The following is a 4117-nucleotide window of genomic DNA, read 5'->3' as shown; positions in this document are numbered from 1 at the left end:
GGACAGCTTCAAGAAGCGTCAGTCAAGGTTGGAGTCACACCATTCCACGGCCTACTTCCATCATCACCGTCAAGGTGAATGGGGCCAGGGTGAGTTAGGCGGCTAGTTTTGGCTCGTCTTCTTGTGCTTCGGCTGGCTTGTTGATCCAGGCCGCGTTGGGGGTGGCGAGGATTTTGGGATCGACGCTGGTACTGAAGCGTTCCGAGCCCGGGCTTGGGCCAGGGTCGCGGACCTCTTGGCGGCTTTGCCGGTTGCGAGCCCGTAGTGGACGTCGGCGGGCGTGTTCAGGCCGATGCCGGTGTGGCGGTGGGTGTGGTTGTAACCCTCGACGAAGGTGTCTATGAAACGTCTCGCGTCGCCGCCCTGCGTGTCAGGGTGAGTTGAGGCCAGTAGCTCAGAGCAAGTCCGCTGTGTGACGTAGGGCGAGAATCAGGAAGTTTCGATCATGTCCAGCCCGTCTTCGATCGTCGTGCGCGACGATAGTGCGATGAGTAAAGAACAGCAGTCTCGGCCCGCGTGCGGGTGGTCCGACAGCCAGGCGGTCGTTCAGGCCCGTGCAGAAGCTTGATCATTTGGCCGCGTATGAGGACGCGATGACTCGGAACGGGGGCGGGGCGTATCTGCGGGAGCAGGGCATCTATTCCTCGCAGATCAACGAGTGGCGCAAGCTCCGCGACGCGGGCGTGCTGCAGGGCAAAAAGGCGGGGGAGAGGATCGGCCGGCTCACGCCCGAGCAGGCCGAGATCGCCCGGCTTCGCCGGCAGCTCGATGTGACCGAACGGCGTCTGGCCACGACCGGGGTGGCGTTGGAGATCATGTCAAAAATGCACGAGCTACTCGAAAATTTGTCGAAGAGCTCGCGGGACGAAACACCGCAGACGAAACCGTGATGACCACCTACCGTGCCCTGACCCGCCGGGGAGTGTCCACCCGGACCGCCGCGGTCCTGGCGGGGTTGCCGCGGTCGACGGCGACCCGGGCGCCGCGCACCCTGGCCCGCGGTCCGGCGTTGGTGCCGGCGAACAAGCTCGGTGTCCTCGAGCGGGGCCGGATCCTGGCGGTGGTGAATTCGCCCCGGTTCGTGGACTTGCCGCCGATCCAGATCACCCACGGTCCGGCCTGCTAACCAACGACCTGCGTCCACGGCGCCTCGCATTGCACCTCACCCAGACCGCAGTAGCACTCGAGCTGAGCGCCTGGCCCAAAGCCATCTCGCGGATTGAACGCGGCGCCACCCAAGATCGAGTCCTTTCTGAGCGCTACCGCACATGGCTCAGCGAACAACCGAAAGTCAGCGCTTGACAACAATAGGAGCATCAAATTCCGGACTCACGCTACCAACAAGCGCTACTCGCCAAGATGGCACGAATACAGGTGAGGGCTTTCACATGAGTGTGGAGGTGCAGTCCCGAGAGCCTTTTTCCGGAGTGGTCTGAGAAAATTACTACTAGATAGTTTCACTGTCGGATAGTTATACTCTCCGTATGCGAATGGCTGAGTTCAGCACCACCAGCGGCATCCCGGTGGCGACCATCAAGTACTACCTACGCGAAAAACTGCTGCCTGCGGGCGAGAGTGAGACGGCTAACCAGGCCAGCTACGGGGCCGTTCACCTGGATCGTCTGCGTCTCATCCGCGCGCTCATCGACGTCGGCGGGCTCAGCGTGGCATCCGCCCGCAGCGTGCTCGAAGCCATTGACTCGGATGCCTCGCTGCCCGAAGCCTTCAAGGTGGCGCAGCGCTCTGTGTCGGCGGCCATCGAGCCGGGTGACCTTGACCCGGCGGATCTCGCCAGCATCGACGCGCTGCTCGAGGGCTGGCACGTCTCACCGGAGAACCCCGGGCGTCTCGCCGCAGCACGAGTGCTCTCCGCCTTCCGCGGAGTCGGGCAGGCGGATGAGCGGGGCTGGTACGCCCGCTACGCCGAGGCCGCCCTACTCATCGCCACCGCCGACCTCGATGAGATCCAGTCGCGACCCGACCGCGCAGCCAAGGCCGAAACCGTCGTTGTGGGCACCGTACTCGGCGATGCCCTGATCTCCGGGCTGCGCCGTGCGGCCCAGGAGCACGTCACATCCCAGCGATATTCCTGAAGAAGAAATGACCACCATGACCCGCACGCTCAACGCGTCCCCCGCCTCCGTCCTCACTCGCTTCGGTGGGCACCGACCACTGCTCTGGCTCGCCCTCGCCATGGTCGCCCTCTCCGTGATTGCCCTCGTCGGGCTGGTAGTTGACCCCCGTACGATCACGGGGATGCCGCTCTGGGAGAAGCCACTCAAGTTCTCCCTCTCAATACTGATTTACAGCGTCACGCTGTCCTGGCTGCTCGGCCAGCTTCCGCGTCGCCGCCGACTCGCTTGGTGGGCCGGCACGGTGACCGCTGCCTTCCTCGCCGTGGAGATAATGGCCATCGACGGGGCCGCTGTCGCCGACACAACGAGCCACTTCAACGTGTCGACACCGTTCTCGACGGCAATCTGGGGCACGATGGCGGTGTCGATCGTGATCGTCTGGGCCGCAACCATCCTCGTGGCCGTATTGCTGTTTCGCGCCGATCTTGGTGACCCCGCTCGCAGCTTCGCCATCCGGTCCGGCCTCATCGTCGCGGTGATCGGCATGGGGCTCGCGTTCTTGATGACGAGCCCAACCGCCGCCCAACTGTCACACTTCCAGGGGATTGCTGGCGCCCACACTGTGGGCCTCCCCGATGGGGGCCTCGGTCTGCCGCTGCTCGGTTGGAGCACTGTTGCGGGCGACCTGCGTATCCCGCACTTTGTCGGGATGCACGCCATGCAGGTGATCCCCGTCGCAGCGCTGCTCCTCGAGCTGGGCTCTCGCCGCGTCTTGGCCCTGTGCGATTCCGCCACCAGGCTCGGCATTCTCGTGGTGATCGCGGCGCTCTATCTCGGTGTCATCGCGGTGCTCACAGTTCAGGCGCTGTCCGGCGAATCGATCGTGCATCCGGATACCGCCATCGCGACAGTCTCGACCGCGCTGTTCCTCGCCGCTGCGGCGGCCTGCGCGGTAATCGTGGTGCGCAGAAAACACCTCACAACCGGCACGGAGGGCAGCTAGGTGACTACCTCGGACGCTGGGCTGTAATATCCGAAACGAGGAACGCCAGACTTATCCTCACTACGGAGTTTCGGTAATAGTAGAACGAAAACGTTCGAGAAGGGCAGCAGGATTATTAGGCGAGTTGCGGTTTTCGGCCGATGCTTGCTTGGTTGAGATGGCCGTAGATGGTTCCTCTTACTGACGCGCTCGTGAGCGCCTCGATTCAGATGACACGGGGCGAGCACGGGAGCGGCGAGTCCGTGTCGGCACGAGAGCCGAAAAGTTAACAGTGAAGTCCGTTATCTGTTTTCACACTAAAGGTCAGCCTTGGGCTGGTCAGCCGCAACGACCGTTGTCTTCTGGTCGTGCCTGATCCCGGCACCTCTTGAGGAACGCGATCTCGGCAGTGTTTTCTGCGAGGCTGATCGCTGCGTCGTAAGCGTCGCGGGATGCCATGGGCCGACCCAGCCGACGCAACAGGTGCGCGCGAGCGGCGTGGTGGGCGTGGTATCCCGAGAGCGCCGATTTGATTTCGTCGATGAGCGCGCGTCCCACCTCTGCGCTGTCACGCTCGCCCGGTTGAGCCGCACAATCGGCGAGCCGTCGAGCCTGACGCGACCACCTGCGTCCAGTCCGTCGCGTCGCCGTCGGTGTGCACGGCGTTGATCGCCGCGAGAAGCTGGTACCGGCCAGGCGCGTCCTTGGAGGCCAATCGCTCACGGACGAGCGCGTGTCCTTCGGATATCTGATCCACATCCCACAAGTTCACCCAACGGGATCAGCTCACCCGCCGATGACACCCTTGCCGGACGGCGCGCGTCGGTGAGCAGCAGCATCCCGAGCATCCCGGTCACCTCACCGTCATCGGGCAGCAGGCCGTGCAGCAACCGACTGGGGCTACTCGCCACACTTCTGCAACGTCATCGCATGAATACCAAAATCTTTGGTAATGTGCTCGATCGTCACGCCAGGCTCACGGCTGGCGAGTCGCCCTATCGGGTAGCGCTGTTCTGACGATCCGGTAGCGCGATTCCGGGGACAGGGTAGCGCTCGACGC

General features: G+C 63.6%; 5 protein-coding genes and 1 pseudogene. 3 read left to right on the top strand and 3 right to left on the bottom strand.

What is annotated here, in order from left to right; genetic code table 11:
* Positions 1-94: 94 nt before the first annotated feature.
* Positions 95-357, bottom strand: a pseudogene (locus QN350_RS19200) (IS3 family transposase); the annotation flags it as partial.
* A gap of 197 nt (positions 358-554) precedes the next feature.
* On the opposite strand from QN350_RS19200, the gene QN350_RS19195 reads away from it, so the two are divergent.
* The 3 genes from QN350_RS19195 (at position 555) to QN350_RS19185 (ending at position 2093) form a co-directional block, all read left to right on the top strand.
* Positions 555-890 (top strand): hypothetical protein, encoded by a 336-nt coding sequence (locus QN350_RS19195; protein ID WP_322140262.1) that lies wholly within the window; start codon positions 555-557, stop codon positions 888-890.
* Positions 890-1126, top strand: a complete 237-nt coding sequence (locus tag QN350_RS19190; RefSeq protein WP_322135090.1) for a hypothetical protein — start codon at positions 890-892, stop codon at positions 1124-1126. Before QN350_RS19195 ends, QN350_RS19190 begins: the two co-directional genes overlap by 1 nt.
* 364 nt (positions 1127-1490) lie before the next feature.
* On the top strand, positions 1491-2093 hold the full coding sequence (locus QN350_RS19185) for a MerR family transcriptional regulator (RefSeq protein ID WP_322135091.1): 603 nt from the start codon (positions 1491-1493) through the stop codon (positions 2091-2093).
* 1532 nt (positions 2094-3625) lie between these two features.
* On the opposite strand, the gene QN350_RS19175 is transcribed toward QN350_RS19185, so the two are convergent.
* Both QN350_RS19175 and QN350_RS19170 read right to left on the bottom strand, forming a co-directional pair.
* Complete coding sequence (locus tag QN350_RS19175; protein WP_322135184.1) at positions 3626-3814, bottom strand: hypothetical protein; 189 nt, start codon at positions 3812-3814, stop codon at positions 3626-3628.
* Entirely contained in the window at positions 3777-3896 is a 120-nt protein-coding gene (locus QN350_RS19170; RefSeq protein ID WP_322140444.1) for a hypothetical protein, read from the bottom strand. The genes QN350_RS19175 and QN350_RS19170 overlap by 38 nt, the downstream gene beginning before the upstream one ends.
* Between the last annotated feature and the right edge of the window lie 221 nt (positions 3897-4117).

It is taken from the genome of Cryobacterium sp. 10I5, from assembly GCF_035019865.1.
Classification (GTDB): domain Bacteria; phylum Actinomycetota; class Actinomycetes; order Actinomycetales; family Microbacteriaceae; genus Cryobacterium; species Cryobacterium breve_A.
Note: the sequence above shows the minus strand (reverse complement) of the source record. Positions and strands in the feature narration are given on the sequence as shown.